Raw genomic sequence first — 19,754 nt, 5'->3', positions numbered from 1 at the left:
GCTAGGAACCCAGATGACCCCGGAAGAACGCGGCACTATTGTCGGCAGCGACGGCCTTGCCCGTCCGCCGTGGGCCGCCACAGACGCCTTGCTCCAGCAGTATTACGACACTGAGTGGGGCATGCCTGTCCGCGACGAGCAGGGGCTGTTCGAACGCATCAGCCTCGAGGCTTTCCAGGCCGGGCTGTCCTGGGCCACCATCCTGCGGAAGCGGCCCGCTTTCCGGTTGGCTTTCCACAACTTCCAGCCCGATACCGTGGCCGCCTTCACCGAAGAGGACATCGAACGCCTGATGCTCGACGCCGGCATTGTCCGGAACAGGCTCAAGATCAGGGCTGCCATCACCAATGCCCAAGCCACTATCGCCCTGCGGGGCGAGGGCGGCCTGGTGGACTTCGTCTGGAGCTTCCAACCGGCGGTAACCCCAAATCCCCTGACCCACGGCGGGATACCCACAACATCGCCTGAATCCGTGGCACTCTCCAAAGCGCTGCGCAGCAAAGGCTTCGCGTTCGTGGGCCCCACCACGATGTATGCACTTATGGAGGCGATCGGCATGATCGACACCCATCTGGTCGACAGCCACCGCCGAGGCTCGTCCGGGGTGTGGACGGATCCGGCGTAGGGTTATCCCGCCCTGTGGGGAAAGTTATCCACAGTGTTGATAAGACTGGGACCGCCGGCCAGCCATTCCGCAGGCCATGGCCCGTCATCGATGCACTCCCGGGCTGAACCACAGGCCTGTAAGTTATTAACACTGTGGATTCTCTGTGGATAACCCACCCACCGCCGGCGTTTGCCGTAAATCCGCTCCAACAAGACTTGTCGGTCCCACCTCAACCCTCAGCGGCGTCGCCGAAGACGTCGAATCTTTGCTGACACGCACTTATCCACTTAAGAACAGCACTATCCCCAGAAGTTATCCACAGGTGGGGATAACCTGGGGGTTATTTCGCCGTCGATTGCCCTTTCAGGCCGCATGCCGGTCAATTTGTAGGGTCGGCTTCGTCGCGTGCAGTTATTAACAGTGTGCATAACCTGTTGAAGAGTTGGTGCCTTTCACTGCTTTACGGTCCGTATCGGCAGTTTTCCACCGGGATGTGTGCGGATCGCGGAGCGCGCTTCACCGAGCCGGGCGGGAAACGGCCGGCTGCGGGCCGGACACTCAGGGTTCTTCCAGGTGTTCGAGGGGCTGTACCGGCGGCCGAGTTGTCCACTTAACCACAGCCCCCAGGAACATCTTTATCCACAGATGTGGACAAAAAACGGGTCCCCTGTCGATAATCGCCAGCTGGCAAGGGCAACACGGGAGACGGATGCTGAACTACAACCGTGTAAGTTACCAACAATGTGGATAACCGCTGTGGAAAACTTTCCGGGACGACGGCGGGCTGAAGCCAGGCGTGCGGGCTGAAGCCAGGCCCAACAGGTGCGGGCCAGGTCAAGAGGGTGCCCGAGGACTGCCTTAGGGATCCGCGGGCGCGGCATGCGGACGGGCGGTCACCTGCCGCATGGCGCCGGATGCGCCAGCAAGGCGTCGGAGGGGCGGACGCACGCGCACATGGCGCCGCGCGTCGGCGAGGGCAAGGGCGCGTCCGGGGTCCAGGGTGCGCGGGGCTTGTAAAGAAATCAGGCTCCGCGACGGCGCGCGAGTAGCGCGCGAGTAGAACGTGAAGGGCCGTGCGCGGGCGCCCTGCGGAGTAGTTCCGGTGGGGCAGTCCCACAGGGACGGCTCTGGCCACATGGCCGAACGGGGCAGGGCGCACAGGGGCAGGTCCCGGCAGGCCCGGCGTAAGCCGAATGCTTAGACGCCGGCCATTCTCAGCCAGGTGGCACCAATGAGCAGGCCGAGGACAAGCACCAGGCCGGCCGTCTGCCAGAGCCACTGTCGCGGACCGCGGGGGGCGTAAGCGATTGCTGCGGCGCAGGCAGCACCCGTGACCAAGCCGCCAAGGTGGGCCTGCCAGGCAATCTGGGGGACGATGAAGCCGATGACACCGTTGATGGCGATCAGCACCCAGAGCTGCTTTGTGTCCCCGCCGCGGTGGCGTTGGACCACCAGCATGGCTCCGAACAGTCCGAAGATGGCGCCGGAGGCGCCCACAACTCCGGAAGGGGGGAGGACCGGCGTGAGGAGCAGGAATCCTACCGAGCCGCCAACGGCGGCGATGAGGTACAGGGCAAGGAAGCGGAGCCTGCCGAGGAGCGGCTCCAACGCCTGGCCGAACATCCACAGCATGTACATGTTAAGGGCAATGTGGAGGATGAATCCCTGCGAATGCAGGAAAGCGGAGGTCAGCATCCGCCACGGCTCGAAATAGCCAAACTCGGGCGTGGCGTACACGGAGGCAAACGCGAGATTTTCCTCGACCGCCCGCCCAGGGATCAGCCACTGGAGCACGTAGAGAAGCGCGCAGGCGGCGATGATCCCGAACGTCACCAAGGGCCTGCCGGTGACGGCGGTGCCGCCGTAGACGGTCCTGGCTGTCGGCGTCGTACGTTTTGTTTCATTGACGCAGTCAATGCATTGGAACCCGACGGCGGCCGCCCGCTGGCATTCCGGGCATGCCGGGCGCCCGCAGCGCTGGCACCGGACATAGGAAGGCCTGTCCGGGTGCCGGGGGCACACCGGAATCTGTGCGGACGGCTCAGCCGCCGGAATTCCGTAACTCATGGAGTGTTAGAGCTGCTCGACGTCGATGCTGTTAATGACGACGTCCTCGACCGGGCGGTCACCCATGCCGGTGCGGACACCTTCAATGGCGTCAACGACCTTCTTGGACTCGTCGTCGGCAACTTCACCGAAGATGCTGTGCTTGCCCTGCAGCCAGTCGGTGGGGATGGTGGTGATGAAGAACTGCGAGCCGTTGGTGCCCTTGCCCATCTGGATGCCGGCGTTGGCCATGGCCAGCTTGTACGGCTGGTTGAAAGTCAGTTCGGGGTGGATCTCGTCGTCGAACTTGTAGCCCGGTCCGCCGACGCCGCGGCCCAGGGGATCCCCGGCCTGGATCATGAAGTCCTTGATGATGCGGTGGAAGATGGTGCCGTTGTACAGGGGGGTTCCGGTCTTGTCCTCACCGGTTTCCGGGTGGGTCCAGGCCTGCTCGCCCGTGGCCAGGCCGACGAAGTTCTTGACCGTCTTGGGCGCGTGGTTGCCGAAGAGGTTGACGACGATGTCGCCGAGGCTGGTGTGGATGGTTGCTTTTGCGGTTGCGATGGCAGTCATAGGCCCATTGTTCCATGTCGGGCTATGGCGCAGGAGGCCTGCCGGGCAGTTCCGCGCTAGGTGAAATCCGGCCAAAATGCTTATGAAGAATAGCCGGTGCCATCCAATCCACGTAGGCTAACGAAAGAACCGTCACATTAATCGGGAGGTAGTTGTGAAGAAATCGGATCGTATTGCCCGTGACCTGGAGCAGTCAGTCAGCAGCGCGGTAGAGAACGCCAAGGATTGGGCAGCCCCCCGCGTTGAAGCAGCCGTGGACTGGGCGGTTCCCCGCCTGCAGCACGGCATCGACACCGCTTCCCCGAAGATTCAGGAAGGGCTCAAATCGGCAGCCCACAACCTGGCCGACGGCGTTGCCACCGTGACGCCGCGTATCCAGGACGGACTGGCCCACCTCGCGCCCAAGATCCATGACGTTGTGGATAACGCCACCCCGCGCCTCCACGAGGCACTGGACAAGGCCACCCCGGTGATCTCCCAGGCCCGTGACCGCGTCGTGGTGGAGTACCTTCCCAGGCTTTCGGACCAGATCGGCCAGGCTTCGGAGGCAGTGCACCGCACGCTCGAAAGCGCACCGGCCCATGTGGATGCCGTCGCCCAGAGGCTTGCCGACTCAGGCGTGGTGCATTCCATCCAGGACCAGGCGCAGGTCGCGGGCCAGCAGCTGAAGGCCGCAGCAGCCGAAGCCACCCGCGTTGTCACCGGGGAAGTGGCCAAGCCGCAGAAGCCCAAGCACCGCGGACTGCTGATCTTCGGCGTGATCGCCGCGGCAGTTGCAGCCGGTGTGGCCGCCTGGAAGGCCTCCAAGCCGGTGGAGGATCCGTGGAAGACGCCGGCCCCTGTAGCGCCTGCGCCCGTTCCCGCCACAACCGTCAATGACGTCACTGCGACATCCGTCGAGGACGCTGGCACCCCGGCCACCGCCGGCGAGAAGGCCGTCGACGCGGCGGACGCTGTTGCTGACGCTTCCGGCGACGCCGCTGAGAAGGCCGCGGATGCAGTTGAGGACGCCAAGAACGAGGCAGCCAAGGTTGCCACGGACGCCAAGACTGCCGTCAAGAACATCGCTTCCAGCATGAACAACGGTGCCGCCAAGGCAACCGAGAAGTAAGCCTGGCCGTCGTCGTACGGCACCACATCAGAGGGACCCCGCACTGCGGGGTCCCTCTGTTGTTTCCCCGACCTTCACCCGGCATCCCGGGCTGGGACACGCAAGGGTGCTAAATTTGTGGTGATGTCACCCGATAGATCCGCCGAGGATGCCTCGCACGACGCTGCGCTACTGCCGGGCGTATCCATCGTCATACCGGCATATAACGAAGAAAGCGTCATCAGGCAGTGCCTCATCGCGGCTGTTTACCAGTCGGTGCCTGCCGCGGAGATCATCGTGGTGGACAACATGTCCAAGGACCGCACGGCTGAGATCGTGCGCCAAATGCAGCTGGAATACCCCGAGAGTCCCATCATCCTGCTGAGCCAGGACCGGGACCAGGGCCTCATCCCGACCCGTAACTTCGGCCTCAACCACGCCACAGGCGAGGTGCTGGGCCGGATCGACGCGGACTCCGTGGTGGAACCGGACTGGGTGGAACAGGTCCAGAAAGCCTTCCTTGACCCCTCCGTCCAGGCTGCCACCGGCCCCGTGGTCTATTACGACATGCCGATGCGCCGCTTCGGGCTCAAAGCAGACGACAAAATGCGGCAGCTGATGCTCAAGCTGGCCAAGCACCAGTACCACTTCCTCTTCGGCTCCAACATGGCACTCCGCCGCTCCGCCTGGGAAACCATCCGGGACGAGACCTGCCGGGACGAAAAAGACGAGATGCACGAGGACATCGACCTCTCCCTGCATCTGGCCGACCACGACCTCAGGGTCCAGTATTGGCCCCAGATGGTATCCGGAATGTCCGCCCGCCGGCTCGAGGATTCCCCCCGCGACTATCGGTACTACGTGACCCGGTTCGACCGGACGTATAAGGCCCACAACGTCAAGAAGATGGCCCTCAAAGCGCCCATGGTGGTGTTCTTCTCCGTCTATTTCCCGGCCAAGCTCCTGCGCGCCATCCACACGGTGAACTCCACCCAGCCTGCGCGCCGCGGCGGACAGTAGTCTTCAGCCGCGCCTTCAGCGGGGGCTGGCTTTCTGTAGCCTCCCTGGCGTCAGTCCGTTCCCAGCTCCGCCAGGCGGGTTGTGCCGGCGCGTAAGGGCCTTCTGCGCCGCTGTCCGGCTACGACGACGGCGAGCCCCACCATAATCAGCGCCAGACCGGCGTAGGTGCCGCCCGGGAGAGTCTCACCCAGGAACACGGCCGCCAGCAGCGCGGCGCCGGGAATCTCCAGCAGGATGATCATGGATACCAGCAGCGGACTCATGGTCGCCAACAGATGGTTGAAGGCTGTGTGCCCCACCAGCTGGGCGCACACGGTGATGGCAAGGATCCCCAGCCAGCCCGCGGCGTCGAAACCCACCAGCGGCTGCTTGGAGAACAGTGCCAGCAGCGCCACCACGGCAGCGCACATTCCGTAGCAGAGCGTCGTGTAGGTGCCGGTGCCCATGGTTTCGCGCGCCTTGCCGCCTGCCAGCGTGTAGAGGCCGGCCAGGGCGCCTCCTGCTACCGCCAGCAGGTCGCCCAGCAAGGCTTCCGGTGACGTGCCCATGTCGAAGCCCGTGATCGCCACAACGCCGCCGAACGCCATCCCCAAGCCCACCAGTACCTGCCAGGGGTGGCGCACTCCCCGGAAGAGCTGGAAGACCGCGATCCAGCCGGACTGGAGGCAGACCAACGCCGTCGCCGCTGCCACGGACGTGAGCTGGAGGGAGGTGATGAAGCAGGCGAAGTGCAGTGCTAGGGCGACGGCGGCGAGGACGGACCAGCGGAACTCGCGGGGTGTCACCTTGCCGAACTGCCGGGGATTCGTCACCAGGACCGGTGCGGCCATGACCGCGGCTCCGATGGCGTTGCGCCAGAAGGCGATGGCCAGGGCGCTGACAGTGGTGGCACCCAGCGTGGCGGCGATGAGGGGCCCGGAGGAGGCCACTCCCAGCACGCCCAAAGCGGCGAGGAAGAAGTTCACCGTTCCAACAGTAGTGCTGCCCCTGAAGGCCCGGTTCCGCTGCCATCGTGTCCTTGACGGTGGAATACCGCAGTGCCAGTCTTATACCCCGGTCTCACTGTCATTCAAGAAGGAGACCATCATGTCGTCACTGATCCGCATGAGCCTGGACAAACCGGAGGAAACCCGCCCCTTCGAAGACGGAACGGGTCAGCTGGAACTGGTCAACATTAACGCTGGCGCAGTGGGACGCGCCACCTTCCTGCCAGGCTGGCAGTGGTCCAAACACGTCAAACCAATCGCGAAAACGGAAAGCTGTATGGCGAGCCATATGGGGTACTCGATTTCGGGTCGGCTGAAGGTGGTCATGGACGACGGCGAAGAGATGGAGTACGGCCCCGGCGACTTCGGCATCATTCCGCCCGGGCACGACGCCTGGGTGGTGGGAGACGAGCCCTACATCGTCATCGACTGGCAGGGCATGGACGACTACGCCAAGCGCAAGGTTTGAGGGCAAAACAAAAGGCCCCGGATTGCGTTTCCGCATTCCGGGGCCTTCCTTATGGTGGAGGCACGGGGACTCGAACCCCGAACCCCCTGCTTGCAAAGCAGGTGCGCTACCAATTGCGCCATGCCCCCATAAGAAGCAACCCATCAATCGTACCCTAGTTCCGGAACGCTGCTTACCAGCGTCCGGACCGGGAATCCGGACTATTCGACCTTGTCAGTCGAATCGCTCCAGACCGTTTTCCGGGCTTCGGATTCCTGCACCTTCTTGAAAAGCAAGGCGCCTGCGATAGCCACTGCAACAACCAGCAACTTCTTCACATGCACCCCGTTCCGGCTCGGTGTTACCCGAACCATTTCCAAAACCTGTGCAGGTTCCGTGGGCGTACCAGGACTTGAACCTGGGACCTCTTCGTTATCAGCGAAGCGCTCTAACCGCCTGAGCTATACGCCCCGATGCCTCATCGGGCCGAGACACGACTTTACAGCACATCCCGGCCCGATCTCAAATCGAGGCATTTCGCCGGTGGAATTCCGGCGAAAATCCACGGACTAGTCGTCCGTCAGGGTCACGCCGATGCCACCGACGAGGGTGGCGGAAATGTTGTACAGCACGGCCGAAAGCATCGACAGGGCTGTCAGCAGCACAACGTTCACCACTGCGATAATGACCGCAAAGGAAGCGACCTGGCCGAGGGAAGCCACCTTCTTCAGTTCGAACCCGCCGCCTTCTGAACCGGCAAGTGTTCCGAGCAGGCTGTCCACCTGATCGAAGATGCCGGTCAGGTCCAGGACGGTCCACAGGACGATCGCCGCAACAACCGTGACTATGCCCAGGGCAACGGACAGCAGGAAGGCCATCTTCAGCACGGACCAGGGGTCCACCTTGCTGACGAGGAGCCGGGCACGGCGGACCTTCGCCTTCGGAGCCGGCTTGACCAGCCCAGGAGCGCCCTGGGCGCTGCCCTGGCCCGGACGCTGGCCGGGAACGCCGGGGCGCGTCCCCTGGGGCGGCTGCGCAGGGCGCTGCCCCTGGGCCGGGCGCTGCCCGGGGACCACAGGACGCTGCGCCGGAGCGCCCGGCGTAGAAGGCCGCTGCTGGGGACGTACGGGGGCGTTCACGCGCGGAGCGGACGCCGGCTGCCTGATCCCGCCGGGAGTGTTGCTGTTCGGCTTGGGATATGAGTCGGAATTGCTCACTCGTTACCTCCGGTATTTTCTTCGTCCAGCTCAGCGTCGTCCGATGACTCTTCGGACTCCGCGGCCGGTGCTGAATCTTCCTCTGCGGACCCGTCATGTGATCCGGCACCTTCAGCCAACGTTACGTCATTCCCGGCCGCAGCCGGGCTTTCGGACGGGTTTTCCGGGTCGGTGGCTTCAGCCTCCTCGCCTTCCAGACCGCGTTCGCTGTTGCGCGCAACCTCGATGATGCGGTCGTTCTTGTCCGGCTTGGCGAAGATGACGCCCATGGTGTCGCGGCCCTTGGCAGGCACGCCGGCCACCGAGGACCGGACCACCTTGCCGCCTTCCATGACCACCAGGACTTCGTCCTCTTCCTGGACAATCAGGGCGCCTACGAGGTGGCCCCGCTCTTCCTGGTACTTGCCGACCTTGATTCCGAGGCCGCCGCGGCCCTGGAGGCGGTATTCCTCCACCGCAGTGCGCTTGGCGTAGCCGCCTTCGGTGACGATGAAAACGAACGAGCCGTCCTTGACGACATCTGCCGCCAGCAGTTCATCGTCCTCGCGGAACTTCATGCCGGTCACGCCGGAGGTCGCACGGCCCATGGGGCGCAGTGCATCGTCCGTAGCCGTGAAGCGGATGGACTGGCCCATGCGGGAAACCAGCATGAGGTCATCGGTTTCCGAGACAAGCTGTGCCGAGACGAGTTCGTCGCCGTCGCGCAGGTTGATCGCGATGACACCCGCGGAGCGGTTGGTGTCGTAGTCCTCCAAGCGGGTCTTCTTGACAAGGCCGCGCTTGGTGGCTAGCACCAGGTACGGGGCGTGCTGGTAGTCGCGGAGGTCCAGCACCTGGGCGATGTGCTCGTCCGGCTGGAAAGCCAGCAGGTTGGCAACGTGCTGGCCCTTGGCGTCACGCCCCGCTTCCACGAGTTCGTAAGCCTTGGCACGGTAGACGCGTCCCAGGTTGGTGAAGAACAGCAGCCAATGGTGAGTTGTGGTGACGAAGAAATGTTCCACGACGTCGTCCCCGCGCAGCTGGGCGCCCTTGATGCCCTTGCCGCCGCGTTGCTGTGAGCGGTAGTTGTCACTGCGCGTGCGCTTGACGTAGCCGCCGCGCGTGATGGTGACCACCATTTCCTCTTCAGGAATGAGGTCTTCCATGGACATGTCACCGTCGAAGCCCATCAGGATCTTCGTGCGGCGGTCATCCCCGTGCTTGGCGACGATTTCGGCAAGTTCGGTGCTGATGATCTCGCGCTGGCGCTCTTCCGAGGCCAGGATCGAGTTGTACTCGGCGATCAGGGCTTCCAGCTCGGCATGGCGGTCCTGGATCTTCTGGCGTTCCAGGGCGGCAAGCCGGCGAAGCTGCATGTCCAGGATGGCGCGCGCCTGAAGTTCATCGATGTCCAGCAGCTGCATCAGGCCGTCGCGGGCCGCTTCGGTGGTGTTGGACGCGCGGATGAGGGCAATAACCTCGTCCAGTGCGTCCAAAGCCTTGAGGAGGGCACGCAGGATGTGTGCTTCCTCTTCGGCCTTGCGCAGGCGGTACCGGGTCCGCCGTGCGATGACGTCCATCTGGTGGGTGACCCAGTGGCGGATGAAGGCATCCAGGCTGAGGGTCCTCGGGACGCCGTCGACGATTGCCAACATGTTTGCCGCGAAGTTGTCCTGCAGCTGGGTGTGCTTGTAGAGGTTGTTCAGCACCACCTTGGCCACGGCGTCGCGCTTGAGCACGATGACCAGGCGCTGGCCGGTGCGGCCGGAGGTCTCATCCCGGAGGTCGGCTATGCCCGAGATCTTCCCGTCCTTGACGAGTTCGGCGATCTTGATGGCCAGGTTGTCCGGGTTGGCCTGGTAGGGCAGTTCGGTGACCACCAGGCAGGTGCGTCCCTGGAGCTCTTCAACGTTGACCACGGCACGCATGGTGATGGAGCCGCGGCCGGTGCGGTACGCGTCTTCGATGCCCTTGTGGCCCAGGATCGTGGCGCCGGTCGGGAAGTCAGGGCCCTTGATGCGGAGCAGCAGTTCTTCCAGCAACTCTTCGCGGCTGGCCGTCGGATTGGCCAGGTACCACTGCACGCCGTCGGCAACCTCGCGGAGGTTGTGCGGCGGAATGTTGGTGGCCATGCCGACGGCGATGCCAGACGAGCCGTTGACCAACAGGTTGGGGAACCGCGCCGGCAGGATGGTGGGTTCCTGGTTCTTGCCGTCGTAGTTGTCCTGGAAGTCGACGGTTTCCTCGTCGATGTCCCGGACCATTTCCATGGCTAGCGGGGCCATCTTAGTTTCGGTATAACGCGGTGCTGCAGCACCGTCGTTGCCCGGCGAACCGAAGTTTCCCTGTCCCAGCGCCAGGGGGTAGCGCATGGTCCAGTCCTGGATCAGGCGCACCAGGGCGTCGTAGATGGCCGTATCGCCGTGCGGGTGGTACTGGCCCATGACCTCGCCCACCACGCGGGCACACTTGTTGAAGGAGCGGTCCGGGCGGTATCCGCCGTCGAACATGGCGTAGAGAACCCGGCGGTGGACGGGCTTGAGTCCGTCACGGACGTCAGGCAGCGCGCGGCCGACAATGACGGCCATGGCGTAGTCGAGGTAGGAGCGCTGCATTTCCGTCTGCAGGTCCACCTGCTCCACGCGGTCGACCAGCACGTCGCCCTCCAGGACGGGCTCGGCGGGACCGGCGGATTCGGCCGGAACCTCGGGTGTTTCGTCACTCATAGTCTATGTTTTCCGTTTCAGGTATATGTCGGATCGAGAATATTTAAGGCCGTGGGGGCTCTTAGATATCCAGGAACCTGACATCCTTGGCGTTTTGCTGAATGAAGTTTCGGCGGGACTCAACATCCTCACCCATCAGCACGGTGAAGATCTGGTCGGCCGCGAGGGCGTCATCCATGGTGACCTGCAGGAGGGTCCGGTGGTCCGGGTCCATGGTGGTGTCCCACAACTCCGTGTAGTCCATCTCGCCAAGGCCCTTGTAGCGCTGGATGCCGTTGTCCTTCGGAATGCGGCGCCCTGAGGCCTGGCCGGCCACGAGCCGGGCGTCGCGTTCACGGTCACTGTAGACGTAGTCGTGCGGCGCATTGGACCACTTGATCCGGTACAGCGGCGGCTGGGCGAGGTACACGTAGCCGTTTTCAATCAGCGGGCGCATGTACCGGAACAGGAGTGTCATCAGGAGCGTGGTGATGTGCTGGCCGTCAACGTCAGCGTCGGCCATGAGCACGATCTTGTGATACCGGAGTTTGCTGAGGTCGAAGTCCTCGCCGATGCCGGTACCGAAGGCCGTGATCATGGACTGGACCTCGTTGTTGCCGAGGGCCTTGTCCAGGCGCGCCCGTTCCACGTTCAGGATCTTGCCGCGAAGGGGCAGGATGGCCTGCGTTTCCGGGTTGCGTCCGCGCTTGGCGGAGCCGCCGGCGGAGTCACCCTCCACGATGTAGACCTCGCACTTGGCCGGGTCCTTGGAGGAGCAGTCGGATAGCTTGCCCGGCATGCCGAAGGACTCGAGGGGGCTCTTGCGGCGGGCATTGTCACGTGCCTTGCGGGCGGCCATGCGGGCCTGGGCAGCTGAAATGGCCTTGCGGATCACGTCGCGTGCCGGGCCGGGGTTGCGTTCCAGCCAGTCACCCAGGCCGTCGGTGACGACGCGCTGGACGAAGCCCTTGACCTCGGAGTTGCCGAGCTTGGTCTTGGTCTGGCCTTCGAACTGCGGTTCGGCCAGCTTCACGGAGATAACGGCGGTGAGCCCTTCACGGATGTCATCACCCGTGAGGTTGTCGTCCTTTTCCTTGATGATGTTCTTCTCGCGCGCATAGCGGTTGATGAGTGACGTCATCGCGGCGCGGAAGCCCTCTTCGTGGGTGCCGCCTTCATGCGTGTTGATGGTGTTGGCATAGGTGTGGACGCTTTCGGAGTACGCGTTGGTCCACTGCATCGCCATTTCCAGCGCGATTTTCCGTTCCGTGTCCTCGGTTTCGAAGGCGATGACGTCCTCGTGGACCACGTCGACCTTCTTGCCGGAGTTCAGGTGCTTCACGTAGTCGAGCAGGCCGTCGTCGTACTGATAGACAACCGTCCGGTATTCGGCGGCAACTTCGCCTTCGGTGGGGACGGCGTCGAGATCGAGGTCCCCGTCTTCGGAGTTTTCTAGTGTGGCGTTGCGTTCGTCCGTCAGCGTGATGCGCAGGCCCTTGTTCAGGAACGCCATCTGCTGGAACCGGGCGCGGAGCGTCTCGAAATCGAATTCCGTGCTCTCGAAGATGCTGGCATCCGGGTAGAAGGTCTGCGTCGTACCGGTCTGGTCCGTCTCTTCACCCTGGTCCAGGCCGCCCTGGGGCTTGCCGCCGTCGGCGAAGGACATCCGCCAGACGTGACCCTGGCGCCGCACTTCGGTGTCCACCCGGCTGGAGAGCGCGTTGACCACCGAAATGCCCACGCCGTGGAGGCCGCCGGACACGGCGTAACCGCCACCGCCGAACTTTCCGCCGGCGTGCAGGATGGTCATAACAACTTCAACCGTGGGCTTGTGCTCCGTGGGGTGCATATCCACGGGGATGCCTCGGCCGTCGTCAATCACCTTGACGCCGCCGTCGGCCTGGAGAACAATCTCGATGTGGGTGCAGTACCCGGCCAGGGCTTCATCTACGGAGTTGTCCACCACTTCGTACACCAGGTGGTGGAGGCCGCGGGGTCCCGTGGAACCGATGTACATGCCGGGCCGTTTGCGGACAGCCTCAAGCCCTTCAAGGACGGTGATGTCGCTGGCACCGTATCCCTTGCGTTCGGCTGCCTCCGCCGGCGCATCAGTTGTACGGGCATCCTCAGCTGCGTGTTCCACTGCCGGGATATCTGCATTGTCGTTAGCCACAGGCGCTTTCGACTCCTCTGTATTCGTATGGCCGGCCGTCACCGTCTCCGGTAGAAGAGGTTCCTGCCAACAGGCACGTCACTGATAACGCCGACTACTTCGGTGACTGGCGGAACCGTGCCCCGGCCGCAGGAAAATGCGCCGAAAAACGGACTCAGTCAACGTTTCACCGGCGCCCAGTTATCTACCCCGATTCTACCGTGTGGGCGGGCGGAATCCCGCATTCCAGGGCCGCAAACGCAGAGGAAAGTGGCGCTGGCAGGCCATTGGCTCCGCCTGCAAGGCTCCAGGGGTCCGGTCTCTGGGTTCCTATACGGCCCAGGGCAGTTTGAGCGCCCTACACGCCGTTTGGCCATTTTTCAAGAGTCGGGAGTGTCAGCAGCCGGGATCGCAGCGGCGGTCGTGGCGTTCCGCTATCCGTACGTGTCGCGGGGGCCGCGGCCGTTGACTGTCCGTCCGCCCTTCCGCCAGCTGGGCGCCGCCGGTCCCAGGACTTGGATTTTGGTGACAACGCCCTCACCCAGTTCCGTACGGAACTTCTCCAGGAGACTGAAGCTGAGGAGACGGAGCTGAGTGGCCCACGCTGTGGAATCGCACCGCACGTGGAGCGTGGTGTCGGTGAAGCTTTCGGGGGTGCAGTGCGCCGAGATCTCCGGACCCACCAGGGTGCCCCATTCAGCCATGACCGATCCGACCGCTACCGGGGAGGTCCAGCCGCGTTCTGCCACCAACCGTCCCACCACCTTGCCCAGGCCCAGCGGATCGCGGCCGGTGCCGTGGAACTGGGTGAAGCCGCGGGTACCCGCGCTGCGCCCCGGCTTTTTGGCTCCGTTTGCGGGCAGCGGGTGCTTGCGGCGGATTTCACCCCGGGCGGCCGCCGCTTCGCGCATCCGGTTGAGGGCGGCCTGGGGAGCATCGATGTCGTCGGGATCTCGGCCGGGCTGCAGACCTCCGGTGTCCTTATTCATGGGGATTCCGACTCATCGATTCCTCCCGGGATGACCTTCACCCGCCGCCCGGTCAGTTCCTCCGGAATATCGGCGTCGACGGCGGCAGTCACCAGCACCTGTTCGGCGCCGGATACTATTGCCGCCAGTTTACGCCGCCGCTGGACGTCAAGTTCGGCAAACACATCGTCGAGTATGAGGATCGGCGCGGACCCGCCGGTGCGGGCATCGTCCAGCATCACGTAGTAGGACGCCAGCCGCAGGGAAAGGCACATGGACCACGTTTCGCCGTGCGATGCATACCCCTTTGCCGGTGCCTCGCCGAGGATGAGTTCCACATCGTCACGGTGCGGCCCCACGAGCGAAATGCCCCGCTCCAGTTCCTTGCGGCGGGACGCCGCAAACGCCTGCACATAGCGTTCGGTCAGCTCATCGACGGAGAGTACCCGCAGGTCCTCAACGCGCCCGACGGCGGACGGTTCGGCAGCGAAAGCCGCACCGGCGCCGTCGTCGTCCAGCAGGTCCTGGAGCGTGGACCGGTAAATGGCGTCCGCCTCTTTGGAACCGTCGGTCAACTGCGCATAAGCCTTGTTCAGATGGGGCCTGAGCCGTTCCACCAGTTCCAGCCGGGCGTGCAGCACTTCGGCGCCGGCCCGTGCCATGTGTTGGTCCCACACATCCAGGGTTGCCTCGTGGCCGGCGGTAAATTTGCCGGCACGGCCTGATTTCAGAAGGGCGTTGCGTTGTTTGAGGACGCGGTCGTAGTCGCTTCGCGTGGCGGAATGGCGGGGCATGAGGCTGACCAGCAGCTCGTCGAGGAAACGCCGGCGGTTCGAAGGATCACCCTTGACCAAAGCCAGGTCTTCGGGCGCAAACAGCACTGTCTGGCAGATGCCGAGGATGTCACGGGCACGCACGGGGTTGCTGCGGTTGATGCGCCCCCGGTTGGCGCGGCTTGCATTGATTTCCAGCTCCAGCACGGTGGCCTGCTCACCCCGGACCAGCTTGGCCCGGATCATGGCGCGCTCAGTTCCGAAGCGCAACAGCGGAGCGTCCGAACTGACCCGGTGCGAGCTCAGGGTGGCCAGGTAACCGATTGCCTCCATGAGGTTGGTTTTGCCGATGCCGTTGTACCCCACGAGCACCGTCACCCCGGGCTCGAGAGTGAGGTCCACCTGGGCATAGCTGCGAAAATCGGTCAGCGAAAGCTTTTCTAGGTACACGCCGTCTTCAGGATTCCCGGACTGTTCGGACTGCCGCTACTTGGCCGGACGGGTGGCATGCCCGCCGAACTGATGCCGCAGTGCGGACACCATCTTCATGGCCGGCGAGTTGTCCTCGCGGGAGGAGAAGCGTGCAAACAGGGCTGCTGTGATGGCCGGCGCGGGAACCGCGTTGGCGATTGCCTCTTCGACGGTCCAGCGGCCTTCCCCGGAATCTTCGACGTAGTCGTCGATCGAGGCCAGGCCCGGATCCTCGTCGAGTGCCTTGACCATGAGGTCCAGCAGCCAGGAGCGAACAACCGTGCCCTTCTGCCAGGCCCGGAATGTTCCCGGCAGGTCGGTGACGATGTCCTTGGCGGCCAGGAGTTCATATCCTTCGGCGTAGGCCTGCATGAGGCCGTACTCGATGCCGTTGTGCACCATCTTGGCGTAGTGGCCCGCACCGATTCCGCCGACGTGGACAAAGCTGTCCGCCCGGTCGCCTTCGGGACGGAGTGCATCAAAAGCGGGCATGGCCCGTTCGATGTCGGCGGCATCGCCGCCGGCCATGAGCCCGTAGCCGTTCTCCAGGCCCCACACGCCGCCGGACACACCGCAGTCGGCGAAGCGGATGCCCTGCTCAGCCAGCGCGGCCCCGTGTTTCTGGTCCTCAGTGAAGCGGGAGTTGCCGCCATCGATCACCAGGTCACCGGCGTCGAGCTTGGAACCCAGCTCGGTGATCACGGCATCGGTGATTTCACCTGCCGGGACCATGACCCAGATGACGCGCGGCGCGGGAACGGCCGCGATGAGCTCATCAACTGTCGCGACGTCGGTAACGTCAGGGTTGCGGTCGAAGCCGGTGACTTCAATGCCACCCTTGCGCAGCCTCTCGCGCATGTTGAAACCCATTTTGCCAAGGCCGATTAGTCCGATATGCACGGTAGGAACTCTTTTCTGCGCTGGTGTTGTGGTGGGGCTGCGGTGATGTACCCAACTGGGTCGCAGTAAGTGTCGTTTTGAGTGCCCAAAACGACATCAGCTGCTACCTAGTTGGGCAGGCGCACCGGCATGACCAGGTATCGGTAGTCGCCCTGGTCTTCGCCGTCGGCATCGGCCTGTGCCGTGATCATGGCCGGCTTGGGGGCCGTGGTGAACGAGAACCGGACGAACTTGGTTTCGATCACGCTGAGGCCCTCAATGAGGTAGTGCGGGTTGAAGGCAACCGTGATTTCCTCGCCGGTCAGCTGTGCTTCAAGTTCCTCCGACGCCTGGGCGTCCTCGCCCGTGCCGGCGTCGAGGTGGAGCTGGCCTTCGGTGAAGGCAAGCCTCACCGGGGTGTTGCGTTCGGCAACGAGGGACACGCGCCTGACAGCTTCGACCAGTTCCTGGGTCTGCACGGTGGCGTGGATGGGCGTGGCATCCGGGAACAGGGACCGGATCTTGGGGTAGTCGCCGTCCACCAGGAGTGACGTGGTGGTGCGGCCGCCGCTCTCGAAGCCGATCAGCCGGCTGTCGTCGTCAGCCAGGGCGAGGTTGATGTCTCCGCTGTTGCCGAGGGTTTTGGCGACTTCGTTGAGGGTTTTCGCTTTGACCAGGGCACTGGTGGAGATGCCGGGAGTGACCGGCTTCCAGGGCACTTCGCGCATGGCCAGGCGGTAGCGGTCGGTCGCCAGCAGGGTGATGAGGTCGTCCTCGATCTCCATGCGGACACCGGTGAGGATCGGCAGCGTGTCGTCCTTGCTGGCGGCGATAATCACCTGGGAAACGGCCTGGGCGAAGGAATCGCCCGGCACCGTTCCGCTGATGGTGGGAAGCGCAGGCAGCGGAGGGTATTCGGCCTCGGGCATGGTGGCGAGGTGGAAGCTGCTGCGGCGGCAGGTGAGCGTGACTTTGTTGCCGTCGGTTTCGACTTCAACGGGGGCAGACGGCAGGCTGCGGCAGATGTCCGCAAGGAGACGTCCGGAAACCAGGATGGTGCCTTCAACGCTGATATCAGCAGGGATTTCGAGGCGGGCCGAGGTTTCGTAGTCAAAACTCGAGAGGCTCACGGTGCCGGACTCGGCCTTGAGGAGGAGCCCGGAAAGCACCGGAACCGGCGGCCGCGGAGACAACGACCGGGCGGTCCATGTGACGGCTTCTGCCAGGACGTCCCGTTCGACTCTGAACTTCACGGAAGGGTGCCGCCTTTCATTGCTGCTGCCATTTTTTCAACGGGAACTCCCTCAGGGAGTCCAAAAAACCTTGCCCCCGGACACCGGAACCTGCATGGTCCGCGCTTGCTGAACCAGAAACAGACCCAAGGATGGGAGCGCTGCTGACAGCTTAGCCGGAACATTGAGGATTTCCCCATCCCCGACAGGGACGCTGGCCCTTCCGGGCCGAGGTCACGAGGCTGTGCGGGGCGGGGAACGAGATTGTTGTTTGAGGGAATTTCAATTTTTTGGGATTAGTAGTGTTAATAACTGCTGTGGAAACTGTGGATAACCCTGTTTCGCGGCACGATTCCGCGGTTAAGCCCTGTTCATCCGTTGTGGGCGAAGCAGGTTTTAAACAGGGTGTGGATGGGGACAACTTTTTTGGCGGTTTCGCTGATCCACAGATGCCTTAAGGGTTTTAAGCCCATTAACCGCGGTTGTCCCCTTAACTATCCACAGGCTTATCCACATGCTCCTGTTAATAAGGTAAGGATGTGGGCCGGAGGCCAGGCTCAGGAATCCCGCTGCTGCTGCTTGATGCGGTTGGTCAGCTCCGTAACCTGGTTGTAGATCACACGTCGCTCGGCCATCAGTTCGCGGATCTTGCGGTCTGCGTGGATCACGGTGGTGTGATCGCGGCCGCCGAGCTCCTGCCCGATCTTGGGAAGCGACATGTCCGTCAGCTCGCGGCACAGGTACATGGCGATCTGGCGTGCGGTGACCAGCGTGCGGGTCCGCGACTTGCTGCAGAGCTCTTCCATGCTGAGCTTGAAGTAGTCGGCCGTCTGGGTCAGGATCTGCGCCGAGGTGATCTCCTGGGCGCCGTCGTCCGTGATGAGGTCCTTGAGCACCATTTCCGCGAGGGCGACATCCACCGGCTGACGGTTCAGGCTGGCGAAGGCGGTGACGCGGATCAGGGCGCCCTCGAGCTCGCGGATGTTGCTGGAAATCTTGGACGCGATGTATTCGAGGGCGTCGTCCGGTGCGGAGAGGCCTTCGCTGAGGGCCTTCTTGCGGAGGATCGCGATGCGGGTTTCCAGTTCCGGCGGCTGGATGTCGGTGAGCAGGCCCCACTCGAAGCGGGACTTCATCCTGTCCTCGAACCCGGCGAGCAGCTTGGGCGGCTGGTCGGACGTGATGACAACCTGTTTGTTGTTGTTGTGGAGCGCGTTGAACGTGTGGAAGAACTCCTCCAGCGTGCGGTCCTTGCCGGCCAGGAACTGGATGTCATCGATCAGCAGGACATCCACGTTGCGGTACGTGGTCTTGAAGCTGGTGCCCTCGTCGTCCCGGATGGAGTTGATGAAGTCGTTGGTGAACTCTTCGGAGTTCACGTAGCGGACCCGGATGCCGCTGTAGAGGCGGCGGGCGTAGTGCCCGATCGCGTGCAGCAGGTGGGTCTTGCCCAGTCCGGAATCACCGTAGATGAACAGTGGGTTGTAGGCCTTGGCCGGTGCCTCGGCGACGGCGACGGCGGCTGCATGCGCGAACCGGTTCGACGAACCGATCACGAACGTATCGAACACGTACTTCGGGTTGAGCCGGCCGAATTCATGGGAAGTGCTCGGCAGCATGGGCTGCGGCTTCAGTTCCACCGTGGGATCGGTCGCGAGGGAAAGTTCGACGGCGGGTTCCGGCTCCGTGTGGAGGGGCACCAGATCGGTGTCGACGTCGATGGCGCAGCGGATGTCGTCGGAGAAGACGTTGTGGAGGGCGTCGTCGAGGGCGTCCTTGACCTGGGTCTGCAGGACTTCGCGGGTGAGTTCGTTGGGCACCGCCACCAGGAGGGTGGACCCGATCAGTCCCTGCGCCTGGGCGAGGATTACGAAGCCGCGCTGCCGGGGTGAAACCCGGTGGTCCTGCTCCAGAAGGCTCACAACCCGCCGCCAGGAACTTCCGACAGTATTCGCGTGGTTGGCTTCGTCTACTGTCATCAATCAGTTCCTCAAACTTGCTTGCCTGCATTACCTGCAGCCACAAGTCCTGAACCAGGGGTGGTTCCGGCTTATATCCACAGGGTTATGCACAGAGCGTGGATAATCGGCTACTGAGCCACTCTAGGGGATCAAAAGCCTAGAAGATAGCTGGGTAGAGCCTTGTGGATAATTACACCGTTGTGGTTCGAAAACGCACCCTGTGAGCCACTTCATCCACAGGCTGTGGGTAGAGGTTAACCACAGCGGGTGCAGGGCAGTGAACCCTGGCCCGGTTTGACTAGGGCAGGCTTTTTGGCCTAACGTTGTGAAGTCCTTTGTGTCCGCTTTTCGACCTCATTTGAATCTCTCTGACGTTCCGCGTCCTACGAGCCGAGGGCAGCGTGTGCACATACAAAACTTAGCGTCGGCCAGTTCTTCCCCTTTTTGATCGGGTGGGCGCACCTTTGATCCACTGGAGTAACTAACGTGAGCAAGCGGACTTTTCAGCCGAATAACCGCCGTCGAGCCAAGAAGCACGGCTTCCGCCTTCGTATGCGTACCCGTGCCGGCCGTGCCATCCTGGCAGCCCGTCGTGGCAAGGGCCGCACCGAACTGTCGGCCTAAATACACTGACTCGTCGGTCTACA

Annotated in this window: 17 protein-coding genes and 2 tRNA genes; 5 read left to right on the top strand and 14 right to left on the bottom strand. The window is 63.4% G+C overall.

Annotated features, from left to right (window positions below):
- Positions 1 to 13: 13 nt before the first annotated feature.
- Complete coding sequence (locus tag CXQ91_RS14545) at positions 14 to 625, top strand: DNA-3-methyladenine glycosylase I (protein ID WP_104174623.1); 612 nt, start codon at positions 14 to 16, stop codon at positions 623 to 625.
- Between the two features lie 1,179 nt (positions 626 to 1,804).
- On the opposite strand, the gene CXQ91_RS14540 is transcribed toward CXQ91_RS14545, so the two are convergent.
- Both CXQ91_RS14540 and CXQ91_RS14535 read right to left on the bottom strand, forming a co-directional pair.
- A complete protein-coding gene (locus tag CXQ91_RS14540; protein WP_104174622.1) occupies positions 1,805 to 2,674 on the bottom strand; it encodes a rhomboid family intramembrane serine protease in 870 nt (289 codons plus the stop codon).
- Positions 2,675 to 2,680: 6 nt separating this feature from the next.
- Positions 2,681 to 3,226, bottom strand: coding sequence for a peptidylprolyl isomerase (locus CXQ91_RS14535; RefSeq protein ID WP_104174621.1), 546 nt, complete (start codon positions 3,224 to 3,226; stop codon positions 2,681 to 2,683).
- 154 nt (positions 3,227 to 3,380) lie between these two features.
- Between CXQ91_RS14535 and CXQ91_RS14530 the strand changes: the two genes are divergently transcribed.
- Both CXQ91_RS14530 and CXQ91_RS14525 read left to right on the top strand, forming a co-directional pair.
- Positions 3,381 to 4,337 carry a hypothetical protein gene (locus CXQ91_RS14530; RefSeq protein ID WP_104174620.1) on the top strand — a complete coding sequence of 319 codons (957 nt, stop codon included), beginning with the start codon at positions 3,381 to 3,383 and terminating at the stop codon, positions 4,335 to 4,337.
- Positions 4,338 to 4,460: 123 nt separating this feature from the next.
- Positions 4,461 to 5,336, top strand: coding sequence for a glycosyltransferase family 2 protein (locus CXQ91_RS14525; protein ID WP_104174701.1), 876 nt, complete (start codon positions 4,461 to 4,463; stop codon positions 5,334 to 5,336).
- Positions 5,337 to 5,386: 50 nt separating this feature from the next.
- Here CXQ91_RS14525 and CXQ91_RS14520 read toward each other — a convergent pair whose 3' ends face one another.
- Positions 5,387 to 6,301 (bottom strand): DMT family transporter, encoded by a 915-nt coding sequence (locus CXQ91_RS14520; RefSeq protein ID WP_104174619.1) that lies wholly within the window; start codon positions 6,299 to 6,301, stop codon positions 5,387 to 5,389.
- Between the two features lie 121 nt (positions 6,302 to 6,422).
- Here CXQ91_RS14520 and CXQ91_RS14515 point away from each other — a divergent pair, with 121 nt between their 5' ends.
- A complete protein-coding gene (locus CXQ91_RS14515; protein WP_104174618.1) occupies positions 6,423 to 6,791 on the top strand; it encodes a cupin domain-containing protein in 369 nt (122 codons plus the stop codon).
- A 52-nt stretch (positions 6,792 to 6,843) separates the two neighbouring features.
- Here the strand turns inward: CXQ91_RS14515 and CXQ91_RS14510 are convergent.
- From CXQ91_RS14510 to dnaA, 11 genes are all read right to left on the bottom strand, one after another.
- Positions 6,844 to 6,919: transfer RNA gene (locus CXQ91_RS14510), tRNA-Ala, on the bottom strand.
- Positions 6,920 to 6,991: 72 nt separating this feature from the next.
- Positions 6,992 to 7,144: a DLW-39 family protein gene (locus CXQ91_RS25025; protein ID WP_258073995.1), complete on the bottom strand. Its 153-nt coding sequence runs from the start codon at positions 7,142 to 7,144 to the stop codon at positions 6,992 to 6,994.
- A 23-nt stretch (positions 7,145 to 7,167) separates the two neighbouring features.
- Positions 7,168 to 7,241 (bottom strand) — tRNA-Ile (locus CXQ91_RS14505).
- 98 nt (positions 7,242 to 7,339) lie between these two features.
- The gene (locus CXQ91_RS14500) at positions 7,340 to 7,987 is read right to left on the bottom strand and encodes a DUF3566 domain-containing protein (protein WP_104174617.1); all 648 of its coding nucleotides are present in this window, start codon (positions 7,985 to 7,987) and stop codon (positions 7,340 to 7,342) included.
- Positions 7,984 to 10,692 (bottom strand): DNA gyrase subunit A, encoded by a 2,709-nt coding sequence (gene gyrA / locus CXQ91_RS14495; protein ID WP_104174616.1) that lies wholly within the window; start codon positions 10,690 to 10,692, stop codon positions 7,984 to 7,986. The genes CXQ91_RS14500 and gyrA overlap by 4 nt, the downstream gene beginning before the upstream one ends.
- Before the next feature lie 61 nt (positions 10,693 to 10,753).
- Positions 10,754 to 12,844 (bottom strand): DNA topoisomerase (ATP-hydrolyzing) subunit B, encoded by a 2,091-nt coding sequence (gene gyrB, locus CXQ91_RS14490; RefSeq protein WP_104174615.1) that lies wholly within the window; start codon positions 12,842 to 12,844, stop codon positions 10,754 to 10,756.
- Between the two features lie 413 nt (positions 12,845 to 13,257).
- Entirely contained in the window at positions 13,258 to 13,812 is a 555-nt protein-coding gene (locus CXQ91_RS14485; protein WP_104174614.1) for a DUF721 domain-containing protein, read from the bottom strand.
- A complete protein-coding gene (recF, locus tag CXQ91_RS14480) occupies positions 13,809 to 15,014 on the bottom strand; it encodes a DNA replication/repair protein RecF (protein WP_104174613.1) in 1,206 nt (401 codons plus the stop codon). The genes CXQ91_RS14485 and recF overlap by 4 nt, the downstream gene beginning before the upstream one ends.
- Before the next feature lie 36 nt (positions 15,015 to 15,050).
- Complete coding sequence (gnd, locus tag CXQ91_RS14475; protein WP_104174612.1) at positions 15,051 to 15,935, bottom strand: phosphogluconate dehydrogenase (NAD(+)-dependent, decarboxylating); 885 nt, start codon at positions 15,933 to 15,935, stop codon at positions 15,051 to 15,053.
- A 107-nt stretch (positions 15,936 to 16,042) separates the two neighbouring features.
- Positions 16,043 to 17,167, bottom strand: a complete 1,125-nt coding sequence (dnaN, locus tag CXQ91_RS14470; RefSeq protein WP_104174611.1) for a DNA polymerase III subunit beta — start codon at positions 17,165 to 17,167, stop codon at positions 16,043 to 16,045.
- Positions 17,168 to 17,703: 536 nt separating this feature from the next.
- Positions 17,704 to 19,125, bottom strand: a complete 1,422-nt coding sequence (gene dnaA, locus CXQ91_RS14465; RefSeq protein WP_104174610.1) for a chromosomal replication initiator protein DnaA — start codon at positions 19,123 to 19,125, stop codon at positions 17,704 to 17,706.
- Positions 19,126 to 19,593: 468 nt separating this feature from the next.
- On the opposite strand from dnaA, the gene rpmH reads away from it, so the two are divergent.
- Positions 19,594 to 19,731, top strand: coding sequence for a 50S ribosomal protein L34 (rpmH, locus tag CXQ91_RS14460; protein WP_003800212.1), 138 nt, complete (start codon positions 19,594 to 19,596; stop codon positions 19,729 to 19,731).
- Positions 19,732 to 19,754 lie beyond the last annotated feature (23 nt).

This window comes from Arthrobacter sp. Y81 (assembly GCF_002929335.1).
In the GTDB taxonomy this organism is placed as follows: Bacteria; Actinomycetota; Actinomycetes; order Actinomycetales; family Micrococcaceae; genus Arthrobacter.
This window is presented reverse-complemented; position numbering and strand designations above follow the sequence as displayed.

Coding starts and splice junctions, on each gene's coding strand:
- CXQ91_RS25025 (WP_258073995.1), bottom strand. CDS start 7,144: ATGGTTCGGGTAACACCGAGCCGGAACGGGGTGCATGTGAAGAAGTTG.
- CXQ91_RS14540 (WP_104174622.1), bottom strand. CDS start 2,674: ATGAGTTACGGAATTCCGGCGGCTGAGCCGTCCGCACAGATTCCGGTG.
- CXQ91_RS14535 (WP_104174621.1), bottom strand. CDS start 3,226: ATGACTGCCATCGCAACCGCAAAAGCAACCATCCACACCAGCCTCGGC.
- CXQ91_RS14485 (WP_104174614.1), bottom strand. CDS start 13,812: ATGAATAAGGACACCGGAGGTCTGCAGCCCGGCCGAGATCCCGACGAC.
- CXQ91_RS14525 (WP_104174701.1), top strand. CDS start 4,461: ATGTCACCCGATAGATCCGCCGAGGATGCCTCGCACGACGCTGCGCTA.
- gyrA (WP_104174616.1), bottom strand. CDS start 10,692: ATGAGTGACGAAACACCCGAGGTTCCGGCCGAATCCGCCGGTCCCGCC.
- CXQ91_RS14545 (WP_104174623.1), top strand. CDS start 14: ATGACCCCGGAAGAACGCGGCACTATTGTCGGCAGCGACGGCCTTGCC.
- dnaA (WP_104174610.1), bottom strand. CDS start 19,125: ATGACAGTAGACGAAGCCAACCACGCGAATACTGTCGGAAGTTCCTGG.
- CXQ91_RS14515 (WP_104174618.1), top strand. CDS start 6,423: ATGTCGTCACTGATCCGCATGAGCCTGGACAAACCGGAGGAAACCCGC.